The organism is Rubellimicrobium mesophilum DSM 19309 (genome assembly GCF_000600335.2).
Classification (GTDB): Bacteria; Pseudomonadota; Alphaproteobacteria; order Rhodobacterales; family Rhodobacteraceae; genus Rubellimicrobium; species Rubellimicrobium mesophilum.
The window spans coordinates 1-18195 of sequence record NZ_KK088637.1 but is presented as its reverse complement, the minus strand read 5'-3'; the positions used below and the strand labels follow the sequence as shown (position 1 = coordinate 18195).

Sequence of the window (18195 nt, the reverse complement as noted above, 5' to 3'; positions counted from 1 at the left end):
TTGGTGCTGTGCAGCTTCACCCGGTGCTGGCTGGGGAAGGTCATGTAGGCCAGCACGTCCGCTTCAGCCTGGTCCATGAGGGCACCGAGCTTGGGCCAGCGGACCCGGAGCTGGTCGGCCACGTGCCTCCAGGTCTCTGATGCGGCCTTGTGGTCGGGCTGGAGAAAGGCCTGCCGGATCGCAGCGGCCACGACCGTGTGCTGGCCCTTGGACACGTGCGCGAGCGCATTCCTCATGAAGTGGACGCGACACCTCTGCCAAGTGGCGCCGATCACCCGCTGGATGGCGGCCTTGAGGCCCTCGTGGGCGTCCGAGATGACCAGCCTCACGCCCCTGAGGCCTCGCCGGACGAGGTCCTTCAGGAACGTGGCCCAGAAGGTCTCCGCTTCGGAAGGACCGATGTGCAGGCCCACGATCTCGCGCCGGCCGTCCCGGTTGGCGGCCACGGCGATTATGGCCGCCACACTGACGATGCGGCCACCCTCGCGGACCTTGAGGTAGGTGGCATCGAGCCAGAGATAGGGCCATTCGCCTTCGAGCGGGCGCTTGAGGAAGGCGCCCACCCGCTCGTCGATCTCTTTGCACAGCTTCGAGACTTGGCTCTTGCTGATCCCGCTCAGGCCCATGGCCTGCACCAGGTCGTCGACCTTGCGCGTGGAGACCCCGGCGACCCACGCCTCCTGGATCACCGAGACCAGCGCCTTCTCGGTGGTCTTCCGCGCCTCCAGAAAGGGCGGGAAGTAGCTCCCCGTCCTGAGCTTGGGGATGCGCAGGTTGAGCGGCCCGAGACGGGTGTCGAGCGAGCGGTCGCGATAGCCGTTGCGCCAAGTCGAACGCTCGCCACTGCGCTCGTATCGTCCTGCTCCGATCAGTCCCTCCACGTCGGCCTCCATGAGGATCTGGAGAACCGTCTCGGCGAGGGAGCGGAGAAAGTTGCCATCATCGGCCTTTTGCAGCGCCTCCATCAGCGCCATCCTGTCGTCGGTCATCGGGTCCTCGTGGCTCAGGGTGAAGTCGGACAACTCCACCTTAGCCGCACATCCCGATGGCCACCCCGCCTACACCGGAAAGTCCACCACCTCCGTGGACGCTACCCGCCCTGGGGCACGGTGTGGTGGTACTTCCGGCGCTGGCGCCTCCAGGGTGTCTGGGCGCGGGTCCATCGCGCCCTGCATCGTGCGACGCGTGCAGCAAAGGGCCAGAACCCCGAGCCCGCCATCGTGATCATGGACAGCCAGTCGGTGAAGACCACGGAAAAGGGGGCATTCGCGGCTTTGATGGCCACAAGCGGGTGAAAGGGCGCAAGCGCCAGATCCTAGTCGACGCGAACGGCTTCCTTGTGGCGTGCCGCGTGGAGCCGGCGGGCATGTCCGACCGACGAGCAGCACGGTTCCTCACGGCTGGACTGGCGCCGCTCTGGCCGCGAATCCGCACCGTCATCGCGGATGCCGGCTACGAAAGTGGAACCTTGGCCCAGCACCTTTCGGAGTCTGCCAGCTGGGAGTTGCGCATCATCAAGCGCCCTCGACCAGGCTTCGAAATTGTAGGACCCAACTGGATTGTGGAGCGCACCTTCGCCTGGCTCGGCCGCCACCGCCGCCTGTCCAAAGACTACGAGTTCCGCGTCCAAAGCTCCGAGGCGCTCATCACCATCGCGGCTTGCGCCCTCATGCTGAAGCGCCTCGCCCCGAGCTAACTTCCCATACCCTCTGACTATGCCGCCTTCACTTGCGCCAGCGCTGCCACCAGCCGATCCAACTGCGCCGGCGGGTAGCGATCCGTCCGCGCGAACCCTTCGACGGTGAACGTCGGCTCCATATCGAGGAGCCGGCGCATCGCCACCGCCGCGGCGTCGGGCTCGCCGAGGTTGACATGAGCCACGGCCAGGTAGGCATAAGGCACGCTGAATGCCGGGTTGGCCTGAATCGTCAGCCGCGCGTAGGTCGCCGCCTCCTCGAAGCGCCCGGCAAAGAGCCCGGCCACCGCCAGTGCGCTGAACGGATGATACCTGAGCGGGTCGTCGAGCGGGCTTAGCCGCAGCGCCTTCCGCGCATGCGCGATCGCCCGCTCGTCACGCTCGCTGTGCGCCGCCACCATGGCGCTGAACCCGTAGGCGAGCGCCGAGTTGGCGTTGATCGCCAGCGCCCGGTCGAACACGATCAGCGCCGCGTCGTAGTCCGCGGTCAGCATGGCGCGAACAAAGGCCCCGATGCTCATCGCCTGGGGATCTCCGGCGTTGACCCCGAGCACCACGTCGGCGTGCGCCAGCGCCGCGGCGCGGTCCGCCGGGTTGAGCCCGCCGCGGAAATACCGCTGCTCGTGAAGCCAGGCGGCGTAGCCGTGGGCCGGCAGCAGCCCGGGATCGAGCTCAAGTGCAGCCCCCAGCAGGCGCAGCGCCTCGTCGGTGCCGCCGGCCTTGTTCGTCAGCACCTGCGGCACCGCCCGCAAGTAGAGATCGTAGGCGTCGAGCCGGCCAGGCGCCTTGCGCTCCGCCCGGGCGATCTCCGCCCGGCGGAGCGACGGCTCGAGCACCCCGACGATCTGCTCGGTCAACTCGTCCTGCAGCTCGAAAACGTCCTCGGACGTCCCCTCGAACCGGCCGGCCCAGATCTCCGCTGCGGTCGCGCCGTCGATCAGATGGGCGTTGATGCGCAACCGCGGGCCCGCCCGTCGCACGCTGCCGTCGAGCAGGTACCGCACTCCAAGCTCCGCCGCGATCCGCCGCACGTCCATCGGCTGGCCACGATAGGCGAACGACGAGTTGCGGGCGATGACGAACAGCCCCGGCAGCCGCGAGAGCCCGGTGATCACCTCCTCGGTCATCCCGTCGACGAAGTAGCTCTCGACCTCGTCCCCGGCCGCGAACGGCAGCACTGCGATCGAGGAGCCGCCCGGCGCTGTCGCGCGATCGTCCGGCAGGTTAAGCCGGTAGCCGCGCCGCGACACCGTCTGCAGCAGGCTGCGGTCTTCGTCGCCGAACGCCTGGCGGATGGCATGGATGCACTGCACCAAGCTGTCGTCGGTCACCGCCACCCCGAACCAGACCGCCTCGTTCAACTCGGCCTTGCTCACCAGGCGGTTGGCGTTGGCGACCAGATAGCGAAGCGTGGCGAACGACTGTGGCCGAAGCAGTGTAGTGCCACCGTCCGGCCGGCGAAGCAGATGGTTTTCGAGATCCACCTCGACGCCCTTGATGACCACTTTGCAGGGCAACGACGAGTCCATCCCGAAGCGTCACGACTGAACCGATCTCCAGCTCGAAGTCTAGCATGAACCGGAGCACGTTCGCCGACATATCGTCGAACGATCGGAAGCCGTTCGCCACCTGCGGCCGTGCGCGCCGCTAACCTCTTCGCGGGATGACTGCACGAGGTGCGAACATGAAACGCACATCTTTCTCCGGTGTCACCGTCGCAATGGCGCTCGTCGCCGGACGTCACGCGCTGGCCGAAGGTGCCGAAACGCAACAAATGTCGACGATCATTGAGTATATCGAGTTCATTACCCAAAACTCTGCGCTTGAGTATGCCGGCCAGGATCTGCCCCATGTGACGGTCCTGTCCGAACATGAACTGCAGTTGCTGTTTCGGTCATCGGAAGCTGAGGTCTCCGCGACGGGAGATGGCCGCTCCCCGGCCCTTGTCGCTGCCTTTTACGACCGTTCCGCGAACCAGATCTTCTTGGCCGATGTGTCCACAGTCGCAGGGCCTGGCCTGTTCCACGAGCTGGTCCACTTTCTCCAGGCGATCAACGACAAGGATGATATGTTCGCCTCCCATCGCGCCTGTTTGGAAGCAGAAGCCTACGAACTACAGGCCGTCTGGCAAACCGAGCAAGGGGTCGATCTTGCGTCGAAGCCTGAGTACGGGTTCCTCATGACGTTGTACGGGGCCTGCAACGATGCCGATTTTTCATGGATCAACAGCGCATATACTCACGCCCACAACTGAGCGGGCGCTGACCCACATCGAGGGCAAATCAGTGACCAGGGTCAGGACTCGATCCTGACCCGGAAACCGGGTCCAGTCTGACGGCAACGGATTAGACAGAGGACTTCCCACACACCCTCTAAAAATTCCCTCTGCCCCACCGACCGCGCGCGGTGCTACCTCTCAGCCCTCTTCGCCCCCACTATCCGGGTCCAAGGGCGTCGGCGTGTTCGCCTTCAGGACGGCCCGGACCTCCTGGGCCGCCGCGATCAGCAGGGTGCCCATCTCCCCGCTGGCGACCATTACCCAGGGCCGCGAGCTGACCTCCCAATCCTCGTCCACCCGCAGCGCGGCGTCCGAGGCGGTCGCGCTCTTGAACCAGGGCCACCAGGGCGTCATGCCGCCCTCGCCGAACGCCCGGTCCAAGGCCGGCTTCAGCGCCGGTGCCACGGGATGGCCCAAGACCCTAAGCCTGAGCCCCCAGTCGAAGCTGTCCAGCCGGCCCGTCTCAGTGGGGAACTCGAAGGAGAAGACATGGTCGGCCGCGCCGAAGTCGATCTCCACCCCAGGGTTATCCTTGCTCTGGAGCGTCGAGCGCACCACCGTCCACCCTTCCGCCCTGGCCTTGGTCTCCACGTCCGTCTCCAGCCGCCCCAGCAGCGCCGTTCGAAGCGCGGGTCCTGCCAGCAGCAGTTCCATCGCCGCCTCGACCCGCTCGGGCGAAACCGTGGCCGCCTTGATGATCTCGCCCTGTTCGGCCATGTCGCGGACCCCCTCGAACTCGCGTTGGATGGTGCGGAAGAACTCGTCGATGAAAGTCGCGACCCGGTCCGCGCGGCAAAGCACCCGGCAGGCCTCCAGCCAGGGCAGCAGGTCCAGGGCGGACCACAGATGCAGCTCGCCGGCCGCTATGCGCCGCTCCCGCTCGGCCGCGTCGATGCTCCTCTCAGACGGCAGGCCGCCTCGACGGGTCAGGTAGAGGAGCCCTCGCGGCGGACCGGCAAGTGCATCCAAATGCCCGAGGTAATCCGCGACCTGCCGCGGCTGGTCGGCGGCATCCCGAAGCTTGTTCTCGATGCCCAGTGTCCAGTCCCGTCCCTGCACGAGGATGTCGATGGACCGTCTGGTCCTTTCGTTCCGGTCGGTCGGCGCCTCTGTTCGCACCTGCGCCCCCTCCGTCGGCAGATCCGCCCAGCCGCGCCCCAGCCGCGCCAGGAACGCCCCAAGGAAGCGCCCGCCCTGCCCGTGGCTTCCCCGCGGGTCCAGAAGCCAAGCCAGCAGCTCCGACAGGTCCCGCTCGCCCAGCGGGATGAACTGGAACGGGCTGAACCCGGGCGCCAGCCGCTCGCCGTAAAGCTCGCGCGCGGCGCGGAACGCCTCGAGCCGCGCATGGACGGTGTCGAGGAGCGTGTCGATGTTCAAGGCCGCATCCATGAAGCGATGCGGCAGGCGCTAGCGACGAAGTGGGGCGAAACCAAGGCCGGCCTGCCCAAGCACCGGGCCGACCGGCGACCGCAAGGCGTCCAGATGACTCTGGACCGGCTTAGCTCTTCTAGGACCCCTGCCCTGTTTGCACATGTTCCGACGAAACCCGATAACCGGCTTGCATGCTAACTGCTTAACGGGTTTTCCTGTATTCAGCCCACATCTTCAGAAACAGGTTCGACTTCGCCCCCTTGGTGAAGCCGAACTCCCTGCCGGCAGCTTCTGAGAACTCCGCGAAGACGGAGGGAGGCACCCGGAACTGGATAGCGACCATCTGAACGGGTTCTTCGCGCTGATCCGACTGGATCACATCAGGAGCAGCCTCAGCGGGCGGTGGAGCCCCCTTCCCTTTCAGCTTGGCTAGGTCGACCATCACGCAGCCCTCTCGGCCATGGCATCAATCACGTTCTGTGCGAGCATCGCCGCCCGCTGGTTGAGGCTCTTGAACGGGGTTTCCGTTATCGCCTTCCCGATATCGGATGCCGAACCGTAAGCCGTTGAAACCGGCACATCACCCGGCAAGACGGGGTAGCCAGCCTGTTCGAGGTAGGAACGCGCCGCGGCGTTCTCCCTGTCCGATCCAGTGATCTTGAACATGGCGAAGGCAATCCGGTGAGTGGGAAGGCCCTTCTTCACCAGCGAGTGCGCGAGCACGACGCCGGGATGGAGGTCGTCGACAGTTTGGCCTGTTGGGATCACGACCAAGTCGGACGCCCGAGCGATCTCGTAGGTCTGCTCGGAGGCGTTCGGCTTGCCGTCGAGAATATAGGCGTCAAAGCGTGCCGAGTCCTCGATGGCCGATTTCACAGTGGCGAAGCTCTGGACCTGGACCTCCGGGGCGACGCCGCTCTCGGCTCTGCGCCCTGCCCAGTATGTGCATGTCTGCTGCTGGGTATCGAGGTCAGCGATCTTCGCTGACATGCCGCCCGCGACGAACTCCCGCGCCATCATGCGGGCGAGTGTCGACTTCCCGACGCCCCCCTTCTGCGAAACCATGCCGATGATGTAGGCCATCGATTCCCTCCGTGGCTTGCCGCCAACCATGCAGACCATCTTACCGGGTAAGCGGATAGCGGGAAAAGCCGATACAGTGGAACTAACCTAAAGTCTTTGCATGCAAAGATGGAAAGCGGCAAAGCGGCAACAGACTGACCCCATCCGTGCTCGCTTCAGGTGCGTAGCTCACTGGATCGAGCAGCGGCCGTCCACACAGGGTCGACTCCCGTTGGCCGCATCGCAGCATGCTTTCATGCAAAACAGTTTTCTTGCTAACCTCTAAAAAGGCAAGCCACTTTCCTGCTTACCTGGCTAACCTGAACTATGAGGTATTCGGGCACGGACGAAGCTTGGCTCGACGCGATGGAGCGTGACGGATCCCGGCTCACGCTGCCTTCTGGGTGGATCGACTTGGCCCTGTAGATGATTCCACAGGATCCTCCCACGACTGGAGAAGGGACGAGCCGACCGGCCTGCGCTCATCGGCACCGTCGGTCCGTGGCATCGAGTTCTCGGTGCAGCTCAACGACGACCCAAGCTTCTAAAAGTGAAGCCTTCGGGGACTCACGCCAAGCAGGAAACCTGCTTACATGATTGCATGTGATCGCAACTATGAAGCCTTCGGGGAGCGGCGACGAAGCCGGCCTTCGGATGGGCTAGGGGCCAAGACATGCTCAACCGTTCCCAAGATCCTTGCCCGCCTGCCGATTTTGGGCCGCTGCACTTCGGCATACGCGACCTTTAGCTCCTCGATGGACTTGCGATACCAACCGACCTTCACACGCACGACCTTCTTACCCTGCTTCACGGGAGCGACGCTCAGGCCAAACGAGGCCAACGCGTTTACTTCTGCTACGGCAGGCTTGAGGACATGCTTGTTGAACTCTCCGAAGGCAGGATATTTGTCCTCGGGGACGCCCAGCATCGAGCGGAATTCTTCCAGCGTGAACTCTGTCGAGGTCTTGTAGGCTAGGTTCACGAACTGCGAGGCATTTTCATACAACGAGATCGCGTACTTGGACGTGAAAGCCATCAGGACGGGCAGGGCGATCTTACCCCACACTGAAGACTTCTCGAGGATCTCGATCAGCATGGCATCGAACGAGTAGGTCAGGACGCCGGCTGGCCTGTCCGGCGAGTCCAGATCGTTGCCGCCCAGGAACTGAACGCGCCGCGTCTTGCCGCTCGGGAGCTGGACGACGAGCAGCGTCCGCATGAGCTGCTCGATGCCCTCCTCGATCATCTCATAGCCCTTGTGTCCCGCAGGCTTGAGCGCGTCGATCTCGACAGTGTAGCGGCGTCCTTCCTCTACGCCCTGCATATGGGCGTTGTGCCAGAGCAGGGTGATCATTCGTCTCGCGTTCAGGGTCAGGGGCTCATGACCGCGGACCTGGATCAGCTCGGCAGGTTTGATCGCCTCGTCACCCCGGGGGGTCAACTCCAGTGTCAGGATGTCGCCCATGCCGTCCTCCATGTCCGGACCGGCGTACTATGAAAAGTGAAGAAGACAAACCTCATTGTTCCCCGAAAACTTCATCTTTGGAGATTTATGCGGGCCAGTGCGCGCGCGAGCTACGGCTTCCCCGAAGCCTTCACACTGGCCCGGTATCCGTGTTTACGCGTTTGCGTGTAAGCATGCCTACAAGCTTACATGCAAAGTGGTAAGCAGGATTGGGCGTGAAGCTGCCCCGTTATAGGGTCCAATGCGATGACCGCCTCTTCGACAGGTTGATCTGGCTGGTATACCGCCAATTGGCAACGCCCTTCATAGAAGAGCTCACCCTTCAATTGCTATTCTTCGTAGATCGACTGGATCACAGTCGGGTGGGGGTTTGCTGGCTGTTAGCGTCTTCAGATTATTCATAGTTCTAAGATTCTAAGATTCAGTCAGCGTAAGTAGCTGGCGACAGGGTGTTTTCTGGTCTCAACTGTGAAGGTTCTGGGGACATCGATGAGGTTTCCGGGGCCTTCGATGAGGAATCCGGGGGAAGCTATGAGGTCTGCGGGGTTCTAGTGTGAAGTCTTCGGGCAGGTTGGAGCCAATCGTGCAGCAGGTATGCCGGCAATCCTGATCGCTGATCCACCACTACAACGGTTAACATGTATGCATGCAAAGCTGGCACCTGGGTCTTAAGCCGTACTATGAAGTTTTCGGGCAATGTTGCGACGGAAGTTCTGCTGAGCTGCAACATGACCATGTAGAACTCTATGGCAAGGATTGGCAAAATTTGGCATGGTGGTCCCAGGAGGTACTGCCATGGCCACGATGAACGTGTCACTGCCCGATCCAATGAAGGACTGGGTCGAGCAGCAGACCAAGGGCGGGCGCTACAGCAACGCCAGTGACTACGTGCGTGATCTGATCCGGCGTGATCAGGAGCGGGCGGCCAAGATCGCCGCCATGCAACGGCTGGTCACCGAGGGGCTGGAAAGCGGAACGACCGAGGACTTTGACTTCGACTCCTTCCAAGAGCGCATGCGGGAGGAGCATGCCCGAAGGAAAGCTTGAGAGGTATCGCCTCACTCTCGCAGCGCAGGCCGACCTTGCCGCGATCTGGATCTACACCGCCGAGACCTGGTCCGCGGCGCAAGCCGAGGCCTATGTGGGCGGCATCAGGAGAACGCTCGACCTCCTACTTGCCCATCCCCTTATGGCTCGTGAGCGGACCGAAATCGACCCGCCGGTCCGCATCCACCGGCACCGGGCGCACCTGATCGTCTACCGCGTCGAGGCCCCGTACCTCGTCGTTATCCGCATTAGGCACGGCCATGAAGATTGGCTTGAGGATCCGTATGGCGGGGCAGGGGAGAGCTGACGGAGTGAAGTTCAAGCGACGCACCCTCGAGCAGATCGCTGATATGATCTGCGGAAACTTCGACACCGACCAGGGGCCGAGCTTCTTCGCCTACCGCAGCAGTAGCTACCTGACCGAGTTCTTCACCGACGCCGACACGGAGTTCGTCCACGACGGATCGACCCGGAAGTGGTGGGTCTGCGATGTGCTCGAGAAGGTGCTCGATGGGCCACAGGACGATGCCTTCACCCCACCGGCAGCCTTCCAGAGGATCATCGCCACCCTGATGGACCAGGGAGACGCCCTGAACGAGGGACCTGGTCGGCCAGGCGCACTCGCCCTGCTGAATGCGGCTCTCCAGCGCGAGGGGTTTGAGGCGTTCTATGCCGAGGACAAGCGCTGCTACCTGCGCCACATCAAGACAGCCACCGTGGCGCGTCCCACGCCGAACCCCCACCGCCCGTTTTCAGCCCAGGAGCTCCAGCGGCGGGACCAACTCGCCGCCCACCTTGACCGGATCAGCGAGGACGAGCTCATCGAGGAGGTCCTGCTGCCTCTTCTCCGGCAACTCGGGTTTCATCGGATCACCGCCGCAGGCCACCGGGACAAGCAGCTCGAATACGGCAAGGACATCTGGATGCGGTACGTCCTGCCAACGCAGCACGTCCTCTACTTCGGCGCGCAGGTGAAGAAGGGGAAGCTTGATGCCGCGGGTGTGTCCCAATCGGGCAACAGCAACGTCGCCGAAATCCCCAACCAGGCGCTGATGATGCTGGGTCACGAGATCTTCGATCCGGAGACGAACCGCAAAGTCCTCGTGGATCATGCGTTCATTGTCGCCGGCGGCGAGATCACCAAGGCGGCCCGCAACTGGCTCGGTCAGAAGCTCGATGCGAGCCGGCGCAGTCAGGTCATGTTCATGGACCGCGAGGACATCCTCAGCCTCTATATCGTCACCAATCTTCCGCTGCCGAAGGCGCTGCTCCCTCCCGAGCCCTCCTTCTCCGATGACATCCCGTTCTGACAAACCCGCAGGCCAATCGGCCAGCCTGATCACCTCGGCAAGGCCGCGCGAGCCCGATCAGAAGGGCAGGGGGCACCGCAATCGGGAGCATGGGGCGGATGCCATGTTGAAGCTGCCGCCATACTATCGGCAAGATGCTGTGGTGGCGCATGGCGCCAGGGGACAAAGGTGCGGGTCAGGGTATGAACGCTGTTGAAATCGAAGAAGCCGTCTCCGCGCTCGCCGAGCGCCCGTTCGACCCGGACGAATTCCCTTTCGCCTTCCTTGAGGCTTTCGGGAACAAGGAAACCACCCTCAAGAAGCTCCGTAGTGGCACCTCGAACAAGTCCGACCTGAAAGGCGTCCTCCAGACCAACAACATCCACATCGCAGTCTGCGCGCCCGGCGAGGTGACGAGCACTCTGGGTGCGCTGAAGGCCAGCCCGGCAACGTCGCGCGCCAAGGCCAAGTTTGTCCTGGCCACCGACGGGCAGGACCTTGAGGCCGAGGACTTGGCAAGCGGCGAGACAGTGGCCTGTGCCTATCGGGACTTCCCCGACCACTTCGGTTTCTTCTTGCCGCTCGCGGGCATTACGACCGTCCGGCAGATCCGGGAGAACGCCTTCGACATTAAGGCGACCGGCCGGCTTAACCGTCTCTATATTGAGCTTCTTAAAGATAATCCCGCCTGGGGCACGGCCGCGCGCCGCCCGGACATGAACCACTTCATGGCTCGGCTGATCTTCTCCTTCTTCGCCGAAGACACCGACATCTTCAGCGGGACCAACCTGTTCACCCAGACGATCGAGACGTTCAGCGCCAAGGACTCGTCCAACACACACGAGGTGATCGGCGAGATCTTCCGCGCCATGAACACCAAGATCGAGCATCGCTCGACCGCCAACCTGCCTCGCTGGGTCAACGACTTTCCCTACGTGAATGGTGGGCTGTTCTCGGGCAGCACGGAGGTGCCGCGCTTCAGCAAGATTGCGCGGTCCTACCTCCTCCACATCGCCAATCTCGATTGGAAGAAGATCAACCCGGACATCTTCGGCTCGATGATCCAGGCGGTGGCCGACGACGAGGAGCGCGGCGCGCTCGGCATGCACTACACCAGCGTGCCCAACATCCTGAAGGTGCTGAACCCGCTCTTCCTCGACGACCTGCGCGAGAAGCTGGAGGAGGCGGGCGACAACTCCCGCAAGCTCCTCAACCTGCGCAACCGCATGGCGCGGATCCGGGTCTTCGACCCGGCCTGCGGGTCGGGCAACTTCCTCGTCATCGCCTACAAGCAGATGCGAGCCCTCGAGGCCGAGATCAACCGGCGGCGTGGAGAGACCGACCGGCGGACCGAGATCCCGCTGACGAACTTTCGTGGCATAGAGTTGCGCGACTTCCCGGCCGAGATCGCGCGCCTCGCGCTCATCATCGCCGAGTATCAGTGCGACGTCCTCTACCGCGGGCAGAAGGAGGCTCTGGCCGAGTTCCTGCCGCTGGATGCTCAAAACTGGATCACCTGTGGCAATGCGCTCAGGCTCGATTGGCTGAGCATCTGCCCGCCGACTGGAACGGCGGTGAAGCACCATGCCGAGGACCTGTTCCACACGCCGCTCGATCAGGCGCAGATCGACTTTGAGAACGAGGGCGGGGAGACATTCATCTGCGGAAATCCTCCATTCAAGGGAGCCAGGAAGCAAACCAAATCTCAGAAAGAGGACATGGAAAGGGTCTTCAAAGGTGGCCACGAATATAAAGACTGTGACTACGTTGTGGCCTGGTATATCAAAGCTTCAGAATACTCGAACGTTTGCCCTTCTGATTTCGCTTTCGTGTCAACAAACTCTATTGCACGTGGAGAACAAGTGCAGCATCTGTGGTCACGCCTATATGAGGCCGGTGACAGTATCTTCTTTTGCCATACTCAATTCAAATGGGCAAATAATGCATCAGACAATGCCGGGGTTTGGTGCGTCATCATTGGCGTCACTCGACGGCGCGGGCGCCAACGAGCGATCTTCTCTGAAGATACTAAGAGAGAAGTATTACAAATCTCTCCCTATTTGATACCCGGAGCTGAAGAGTTCATCAAGAAATCCGATTGGCCTTTAGCTTCGGATCTTCCGAAGCTTGTCTCTGGCAATATGGCCCGAGATGACGGCGGCCTCATCATGGATGAAGACGAGAAACGCTCTCTTCTTTCGGCCTACCCGCAAGCATCGAGGATCATTCGTCCATTGATAGGTACCACTGAGGTTAGGCAGGGATCTCGCCGATGGTGTCTTTGGATCGAGGACTCAGACTATGAGGAAGCCATGCAGATTCCCATTGTCCGAGACCGGATTCAACATGTCCGTACCTTCCGTGAAAGTTCGAAAGCCAAGACCACACAAGGCTATGCTCGCTGGCCGTACAAGTTTGCTCAGAAATGCCATCTGAACCAGAGATCTATAGTGGTTCCTAAGAACACCATGGACGGCATTCCCTACATAACTCCGATTTATGTGGGCGAGGAAACCGTTACAACGGATCTCGCTTTCGTCGCCTACACCGAAGAGATCTGGGTACTGTCAGTCTTGTCCTCGACATTACATCGGGTCTGGTCTGAAGCCATCTCGGGTGGGCTTGGGTCGGGTGTGAGATACTCATCTCAAATCACTTATAATTCGTTCCCGCTGCCAGCGCTAACAACTGGACAGAAGCTGAGCCTGAAGTGCTGCGCTGAAGACATCCTCTCGGCGCGCGAGGCACATTTCCCAGCTACCATCGCTGATCTCTACGACCCTGAGGGAATGCCCGCCAACCTACACGAAGCGCATGAGCGCAACGACGAGGTGCTGGAGCGCATCTACATCGGCCGGACGTTCAAGAATGACACCGAGCGGCTAGAGAAGCTGTTCGAGCTCTACACCAAGATGACGACTGGGCAGGGCACGCCCAAGAAACGCAAGGCGGAGGCAAGCGCGTGACGAGTGAAGTGAAGATGGTCCCCTCTGTCTCGGTTTCCTACGCCGGCAACGGCAGCTCGGCCAAGGCCAACGAGTTCGGCATGCGGCCCATGCAGGAGCGGGCTTATGAGAAGCGCGGTGAGCAATACCTGCTGATCAAGTCGCCTCCTGCCTCGGGCAAGAGTCGCGCGCTCATGTTCATCGCGCTCGACAAGCTGCAGAACCAGGGCCTCAAGCAGGCGATCATCGTGGTGCCCGAGAAGTCGATCGGCGCGAGCTTCAACGACGAGCCGCTCACCAAGTATGGCTTCTGGGCGGACTGGACCGTTCAACCGAAGTGGAACCTCTGCAACGCGCCTGGAGAGGACGGCGGCAAGGTGAACTCGGTCGGCGCCTTCCTCCAGAGCGAGGACAAGGTGCTGGTCTGCACTCATGCAACCTTCCGCTTCGCCGTGGAGCGGTTCGGGGTCGAGGCCTTCGATGAACGGCTGATCGCCGTAGACGAGTTCCACCACGTCTCGGCCAACCCCGACAACAAGCTCGGCTCACACCTGGGCGAGTTCATGGCCCGCGACCGGGCGCACATCGTGGCGATGACCGGCTCTTACTTCCGGGGGGATGCGGCGGCCGTGCTGGCGCCCCAGGACGAGGCGAAGTTCCAGACCGTCACCTACACCTACTACGAGCAGCTTAACGGTTATGAGCACCTGAAGAAGCTCGACATCGGCTACTTCTTCTACTCGGGCCCTTACTCCGACGACATCCTGAAGGTGCTGGACCCCCGCGAGAAGACGATCCTGCACATCCCGAACGTCAACTCGCGTGAAAGCACGAAGGACAAGATCCGGGAGGTCGAGCACATCATCGAGGAGCTGGGGGACTGGCAGGGCATCGATCCCGCCACCGGCTTCCAGCTAGTGAAGACCCCCGAGGGACGCGTCCTGCGCATCGCCGACTTGGTCGACGACGATCCCGCCAAGCGGGACCGCGTGTCCGCCGCGCTGAAGGACCCCGCCCAGAAGAACAACCGCGACCACGTTGACATCATCATCGCGCTTGGCATGGCGAAGGAGGGTTTCGACTGGATCTGGTGCGAGCACGCGCTGACGGTGGGCTACCGCTCGAGCCTCACGGAGATCGTGCAGATCATCGGCCGGGCCACCCGCGACGCGCCTGGCAAGACCCGCGCGCGCTTCACCAACCTCATCGCCGAACCGGACGCCTCCGAGCAGGCCGTCACCGAGGCCGTGAACGACACGTTGAAGGCCATCGCGGCGAGCCTCTTGATGGAGCAGGTCTTGGCGCCTCGGTTCGAGTTCAAGCCGAAGAGCACGAGCAGCGGGCCGACGCCGGGCTTTGACTATGGTGAGGGCGGCTACGATCCCAAGAAATGCAATGTCGGCTTCAACGAGGAAACCGGCAAGTTCCAGATCGAGATCAAGGGTCTCAAGGAACCCAAAAGCGAAGAGGCCGGCCGCATCTGCCAGCAAGACCTGAACGAAGTAATCGCCGCCTTCGTGCAGGACAAGACCACAGTCGAACGGGGTCTCTTCGACCCTGAGCTCGTGCCCGAGGAGCTGACCCAGGTGCGCATGGGCAAGATCATCAAGGACCGCTATCCTGATCTCGCGGAAGAGGATCAGGAAGCCGTCCGGCAGCACGCCGTGGCCGCTCTCAACCTGACCCAGAAGGCCAAGGAGGTCGCCTCGGGCGGAGGAGAGGGCGAGAAGGGCCTGAACACGGCCTTCATCCAGGGTGTCCGCCAGTTCGCCATGGACGTGCGTGAGCTCGATATCGACCTTATCGACCGGATCAACCCGTTCGGCGAGGCCTACGCCATCTTGGCCAAGACCATGAGCGAGGAAAGCCTGAAGCAGGTGCAGGCCATCATCACCGCCAAGAACGTGAAGCTCACGCCCGAGGAGGCGCGCGATCTTGCCAAGCGGGCTCTGAAGTTCAAGCAGGAACGCGGCCGCTTGCCTTTGATCACGTCTGCGGACGCCTGGGAGAAGCGCATGGCCGAGGGTGTAGCGTTCCTCGCCCGGATGAAGGCGGAGGCGGCAGCGGCACATGGCTAAGTTCACCGACGAGGACGACGCCCTCCTTGGGGAGCTTGGCGTCGAGATAGAGACGAGGCGGGAGTCGAGCCGAACGCCGCGCGAAGAGCGCATCATTGCCGGCTTCGAGGAGATCCAGCGCTTCGTCGAGGAGCATGGCCGAGCCCCGCAACACGGGGAAGACCGTGACATCTTCGAACGGCTCTATGCCGTGCGGCTCGACCGCCTGCGCGAGCAAGCCGACTGCCGGGTGCTGATCGAGCCTCTCGACCATCAGGGGCTCCTGTCGGGCGGCGAGCCAATCGCGGAAAGCGATCCTGAGGACCTCGATGACGACGAGCTTCTCGCCCAGCTCGGCGTGGACATCGGGGCGTCCTCCGACCTGACCGAGCTCCGACACGTCCGGACGGCCGCCGAGAAGCGGGAAGCGGAGGAGATCGCCCATCGGCAACGGTGCGAGGACTTCGACCGATTCAAGCCGCTCTTCCAACAGGTCCAGCAGGAGCTCGAGATCGGCTCCCGGCAGTCGCGGCCCTTCGAGCTGAAGGCCGAGATCCGTTCAGGCGCCTGGTTCATTGTGGGTGGCCAGAAGGCGTACGTCGCCGAAATGGGCGAGATGACCACGACTGAGCATGGCCGCACGGACGCGCGGCTGCGGGTCATCTTCGACAACGGCACAGAAAGCAACATGCTCATGCGCTCGCTCCAGCGGGCGCTCAACAAGGACGAAGCGGGACGACGGATCACCGACCCCGTGGCGGGTCCTCTGTTTTCGGATCATCAGGCTGAGGACGATCAAGCCAGCGGCACGATCTATGTGCTGCGGAGCAAGTCCGATCATCCGCTGGTGTCGGCGAACCGTGAGCTCGTTCACAAGATTGGTGTGACGACCCTGAGCGTCGAACAGCGCATCGCCGGGGCGCACCTCCAGCCGACCTTCCTGATGGCCGGCGTCGAGGTCGTGGCAACCTATGAGCTGTTCAACATCAACCGGACCAAGCTAGAGAACCTGATCCACCGCGTCTTTGAGCCGGCGCGTCTGGACATCGAGATCATGGACCGCTTCGGAAAGCCGGTCGTCCCTCAGGAGTGGTTCCTTGTCCCGCTCTTCGTGATCGACGAGGCCGTCGACAAGATCAGGGACGGGACCATCACTGGCTACAGCTACGACCCGCTCAAGGCTTCCTTGGTCTTGCGCTAAGGCATGACCTGAAGGTTGAGATCCGTTCAGCGCCGTTCCGGGCGGGAGAGCACTTGCCTAGGGGCCTTACGTGGTTGGCTCAGCGGCTTCCAAGGGAGCACCAAGGATGCGATGTCCGGTCCACGGCAGGCCCGATCTGATGGCGTGGCTATGCTCGTAGAGGGCGCAGAGCGTATTGGCGAGGCGCATCTGCTCGATTGTCGTGCAGCGCGCTTCGAGAAGCCGCGGCGAGCCGAAGACCAGCGCCAGGGCTTTCGCCCGTGAGATCGCCACATTCAGGCGGTTCAGGGAAAGGAGGAACTCCATCCCCCTCGGGCTGTCGTCGACCGTGGAAGCCGTCATGGAGACGAGGCAGACGGCCGCTTCCTTGCCCTGGAAGCGGTCGACCGTTCCGACTTGGATCCGATCGAGCCCAAGATGTCTCGGCTGTATGCCAGATTATTCTTCACTGTTGTCCCCTTGGGCGGTCGTCCGGCTCATAGACGGCTCGCGACGTCAGTCGTCAATGGGGCCACACTACGCCTACGTTGCAGATAGGCGAGTGCTGCTGCGGCGGATTGCTGACGTTGCGTGTCGTTTCCGTTTGGACGGGGAGCGACGTCCGCATGTCACGCAGCGGACTGGGGTCGTCAGCTGCCGTAAAGTCCTACTCGGACCCCGGAATTCGGTGTCGATCAAACGTTCGTTTGTTGGACATAAGTGGAGAGGGCCGCCTTGGTACCTCTTTTGAGGCACTTTCCTGTCAGAAAACCGTGTCAGGAAATCAGTTGTCTGATATACGCTCTCCGGCTACTATCCTGACATGCTCATCGGCTACGCGCGCGTCTCGACCGACGACCAGAACCTGGACCTGCAGCGGGACGCTCTCTCCCGGGCAGGATGTGAAAGGATCTTCGAGGAGAAGGAGAGCGGGCGCGCTGGGACCAAGCGCCCGGCCCTCGAGGCGGCGCTCGCCTTCCTCCGCCCCGAGGACCAGCTCGTGGTCTGGAAGGTGGACCGGCTGGGGCGGAGCCTGCGCGAGATGCTGGACACGGCGCACAAGCTCCAGGCGCAAGGGGTGAAGCTGCGCTCCCTGACGGAAGCCGTGGACACTGAGACACCCACGGGCCGGCTCATGTTCAACTTCCTGGGCACCATCGCCGAGTACTTCCTGGACCTGAACCGGGAGCGCACTCTGGAGGGGCTCAAGGCCGCCGCCGCCCGGGGCCGCAAAGGCGGGCGGCGCAGAAAGCTCGCCGAGGAGGATCTCGCGATGGCGCGGGCGCTCCTCAAGGACCCGAGCATCCCCGTGGCGCAGGTAGCCAAGAGGTTGGGCGTGAGTCGGGCTACGTTCTACGCCTACTTCCCTGGGGCACGGAGCCGGAGCATGGGCGGAGCGGGCCCATGAGCGAGCCCGAGCAGCTGGATCTGTGGACTTGCTCCGGTTTAGTGGAGAGCGGTTTGACGGGCGGCTTGCCTTTCGAACTGGGCGGGGCTGACGAAGCCCAGCGCCGAGTGGCGCCGGACAGGATTGTAGAAGCCATCGATGTACCGGGCCAGGGCTCTCTGCGCCTCGGCCCGGGTCTGGAAGGCCGTAGGCGACCGGCACCGAGTAGTCGTTGATCTTGTAGCGCACCAGCGCCTGGGAGCTGACCCGGCCGGTGGTCTGGTCGCAGGCGTCGAACGGCGCTGGTGGGACTGTCAGGGATCTTGTGCGCGAGGCCATGATGAAGGTGAGAAAGGACCTGAACCATGGCTATCGAGAAGGACGTTCTGGACCGGCTTCTGGCGGGGCGCGATCCGGG

At 62.7% G+C, this 18195-nt stretch carries 16 protein-coding genes and 2 pseudogenes; 9 read left to right on the top strand and 9 right to left on the bottom strand.

The genetic code is table 11. The features are described 5' to 3' along the window. On the bottom strand, window positions 1-989 hold a 989-nt coding region (locus tag RUMESO_RS22720), incomplete at its 3' end, for an IS256 family transposase (protein ID WP_037284440.1). Between the two features lie 56 nt (window positions 990-1045). Here RUMESO_RS22720 and RUMESO_RS24720 point away from each other — a divergent pair. Beyond that, window positions 1046-1696, top strand: a complete 651-nt coding sequence (locus RUMESO_RS24720; protein WP_082484605.1) for a transposase — start codon at window positions 1046-1048, stop codon at window positions 1694-1696. Window positions 1697-1713: 17 nt separating this feature from the next. On the opposite strand, the gene RUMESO_RS22710 is transcribed toward RUMESO_RS24720, so the two are convergent. Beyond that, entirely contained in the window at window positions 1714-3213 is a 1500-nt protein-coding gene (locus tag RUMESO_RS22710) for a winged helix-turn-helix domain-containing protein (protein ID WP_211262977.1), read from the bottom strand. Window positions 3214-3380: 167 nt separating this feature from the next. On the opposite strand from RUMESO_RS22710, the gene RUMESO_RS22705 reads away from it, so the two are divergent. Beyond that, complete coding sequence (locus RUMESO_RS22705) at window positions 3381-3950, top strand: hypothetical protein (protein ID WP_037284200.1); 570 nt, start codon at window positions 3381-3383, stop codon at window positions 3948-3950. 162 nt (window positions 3951-4112) lie between these two features. On the opposite strand, the gene RUMESO_RS22700 is transcribed toward RUMESO_RS22705, so the two are convergent. The 4 genes from RUMESO_RS22700 to RUMESO_RS22690 form a co-directional block, all read right to left on the bottom strand. Beyond that, window positions 4113-5351 carry a PDDEXK-like family protein gene (locus RUMESO_RS22700; RefSeq protein ID WP_037284197.1) on the bottom strand — a complete coding sequence of 413 codons (1239 nt, stop codon included), beginning with the start codon at window positions 5349-5351 and terminating at the stop codon, window positions 4113-4115. A gap of 196 nt (window positions 5352-5547) precedes the next feature. Continuing rightward, on the bottom strand, window positions 5548-5787 hold the full coding sequence (locus RUMESO_RS25475) for a hypothetical protein (protein WP_156363067.1): 240 nt from the start codon (window positions 5785-5787) through the stop codon (window positions 5548-5550). Then, window positions 5787-6428, bottom strand: a complete 642-nt coding sequence (locus RUMESO_RS22695; RefSeq protein WP_037284194.1) for a ParA family protein — start codon at window positions 6426-6428, stop codon at window positions 5787-5789. The genes RUMESO_RS25475 and RUMESO_RS22695 overlap by 1 nt, the downstream gene beginning before the upstream one ends. 592 nt (window positions 6429-7020) lie before the next feature. Beyond that, on the bottom strand, window positions 7021-7872 hold the full coding sequence (locus RUMESO_RS22690; RefSeq protein WP_037284191.1) for a replication initiation protein: 852 nt from the start codon (window positions 7870-7872) through the stop codon (window positions 7021-7023). Window positions 7873-8667: 795 nt separating this feature from the next. Between RUMESO_RS22690 and RUMESO_RS22685 the strand changes: the two genes are divergently transcribed. The 6 genes from RUMESO_RS22685 (at window position 8668) to RUMESO_RS22660 (ending at window position 16411) form a co-directional block, all read left to right on the top strand. Then, entirely contained in the window at window positions 8668-8919 is a 252-nt protein-coding gene (locus RUMESO_RS22685) for a type II toxin-antitoxin system ParD family antitoxin (RefSeq protein WP_037284188.1), read from the top strand. Beyond that, window positions 8900-9226 carry a type II toxin-antitoxin system RelE/ParE family toxin gene (locus RUMESO_RS22680; protein WP_037284185.1) on the top strand — a complete coding sequence of 109 codons (327 nt, stop codon included), beginning with the start codon at window positions 8900-8902 and terminating at the stop codon, window positions 9224-9226. The genes RUMESO_RS22685 and RUMESO_RS22680 overlap by 20 nt, the downstream gene beginning before the upstream one ends. Before the next feature lie 4 nt (window positions 9227-9230). After that, window positions 9231-10229 carry a hypothetical protein gene (locus tag RUMESO_RS22675; protein WP_037284183.1) on the top strand — a complete coding sequence of 333 codons (999 nt, stop codon included), beginning with the start codon at window positions 9231-9233 and terminating at the stop codon, window positions 10227-10229. Window positions 10230-10411: 182 nt separating this feature from the next. Then, the gene (locus RUMESO_RS22670; RefSeq protein ID WP_037284179.1) at window positions 10412-13174 is read left to right on the top strand and encodes a class I SAM-dependent DNA methyltransferase; all 2763 of its coding nucleotides are present in this window, start codon (window positions 10412-10414) and stop codon (window positions 13172-13174) included. Beyond that, the gene (locus RUMESO_RS22665; RefSeq protein WP_082484595.1) at window positions 13171-15231 is read left to right on the top strand and encodes a DEAD/DEAH box helicase; all 2061 of its coding nucleotides are present in this window, start codon (window positions 13171-13173) and stop codon (window positions 15229-15231) included. Before RUMESO_RS22670 ends, RUMESO_RS22665 begins: the two co-directional genes overlap by 4 nt. After that, a complete protein-coding gene (locus RUMESO_RS22660; protein ID WP_037284173.1) occupies window positions 15224-16411 on the top strand; it encodes a GIY-YIG nuclease family protein in 1188 nt (395 codons plus the stop codon). The genes RUMESO_RS22665 and RUMESO_RS22660 overlap by 8 nt, the downstream gene beginning before the upstream one ends. A gap of 66 nt (window positions 16412-16477) precedes the next feature. On the opposite strand, the gene RUMESO_RS22655 is transcribed toward RUMESO_RS22660, so the two are convergent. Continuing rightward, entirely contained in the window at window positions 16478-16813 is a 336-nt protein-coding gene (locus RUMESO_RS22655) for an AAA domain-containing protein (RefSeq protein ID WP_245639397.1), read from the bottom strand. Window positions 16814-17213: 400 nt separating this feature from the next. Here RUMESO_RS22655 and RUMESO_RS22650 point away from each other — a divergent pair, with 400 nt between their 5' ends. Continuing rightward, on the top strand, window positions 17214-17798 hold the full coding sequence (locus tag RUMESO_RS22650; protein WP_037284167.1) for a recombinase family protein: 585 nt from the start codon (window positions 17214-17216) through the stop codon (window positions 17796-17798). A 38-nt stretch (window positions 17799-17836) separates the two neighbouring features. Here the strand turns inward: RUMESO_RS22650 and RUMESO_RS25470 are convergent. Next, window positions 17837-17986, bottom strand: a pseudogene (locus RUMESO_RS25470) (IS3 family transposase); the annotation flags it as partial. Continuing rightward, window positions 17982-18089 (bottom strand): annotated as a pseudogene (locus tag RUMESO_RS28745) (Mu transposase domain-containing protein); the annotation flags it as partial. The pseudogenes RUMESO_RS28745 and RUMESO_RS25470, both read right to left, overlap by 5 nt. Window positions 18090-18195: the final 106 nt, after the last annotated feature.

Excerpts from the sequence above, each read along its gene's own strand:
- RUMESO_RS24720 (WP_082484605.1), top strand. The coding sequence starts at position 1,046 with ATGGCCACCCCGCCTACACCGGAAAGTCCACCACCTCCGTGGACGCTA.
- RUMESO_RS22705 (WP_037284200.1), top strand. The coding sequence starts at position 3,381 with ATGAAACGCACATCTTTCTCCGGTGTCACCGTCGCAATGGCGCTCGTC.
- RUMESO_RS25475 (WP_156363067.1), bottom strand. The coding sequence starts at position 5,787 with ATGGTCGACCTAGCCAAGCTGAAAGGGAAGGGGGCTCCACCGCCCGCT.
- RUMESO_RS22695 (WP_037284194.1), bottom strand. The coding sequence starts at position 6,428 with ATGGCCTACATCATCGGCATGGTTTCGCAGAAGGGGGGCGTCGGGAAG.
- RUMESO_RS22690 (WP_037284191.1), bottom strand. The coding sequence starts at position 7,872 with ATGGGCGACATCCTGACACTGGAGTTGACCCCCCGGGGTGACGAGGCG.
- RUMESO_RS22685 (WP_037284188.1), top strand. The coding sequence starts at position 8,668 with ATGGCCACGATGAACGTGTCACTGCCCGATCCAATGAAGGACTGGGTC.
- RUMESO_RS22680 (WP_037284185.1), top strand. The coding sequence starts at position 8,900 with ATGCCCGAAGGAAAGCTTGAGAGGTATCGCCTCACTCTCGCAGCGCAG.
- RUMESO_RS22670 (WP_037284179.1), top strand. The coding sequence starts at position 10,412 with ATGAACGCTGTTGAAATCGAAGAAGCCGTCTCCGCGCTCGCCGAGCGC.
- RUMESO_RS22660 (WP_037284173.1), top strand. The coding sequence starts at position 15,224 with ATGGCTAAGTTCACCGACGAGGACGACGCCCTCCTTGGGGAGCTTGGC.
- RUMESO_RS22650 (WP_037284167.1), top strand. The coding sequence starts at position 17,214 with ATGCTCATCGGCTACGCGCGCGTCTCGACCGACGACCAGAACCTGGAC.